Source organism: Bacillus sp. SIMBA_031 (assembly GCF_046535225.1).
Taxonomy (GTDB): Bacteria; Bacillota; Bacilli; order Bacillales; family Bacillaceae; genus Bacillus; species Bacillus velezensis.
Map to the genome: position 1 here is coordinate 1 of NZ_JAWRXC010000253.1, position 271 is coordinate 271.

A 271-nucleotide genomic window follows, 5' to 3' on the forward strand; every position below is an offset into this window, starting at 1 on the left:
GTAAGTACCAAATGTTTTTACCGAAGTACAATCCACAGTATAGGTTGACTTTTGATAAGTACCACATAAACTCAGCCATGTTGCATTTGTAGACTGGTAATAATTGTAGCACTTCTCATCTGTATTATAGATGGTCAATCCATCTTCTGTGGTGGCTGCTCCAAGAGCATCTCTTTGCACAGTGGTAAGACGGGGAATTAGAACCCCGGTATTATTGTTTTTAGAAACCACATTCAATGCAGCTTTAGAATTGGGAGTAGCGGTATTAATC

At 39.1% G+C, this 271-nt stretch carries 1 protein-coding gene; it reads right to left on the bottom strand.

Annotation, left to right across the window (positions count from 1 at the left end; translation table 11 throughout):
- Window positions 1–271: hypothetical protein (locus SB724_RS20215; protein ID WP_410572641.1), on the bottom strand; the 271-nt coding region annotated here is incomplete at both ends.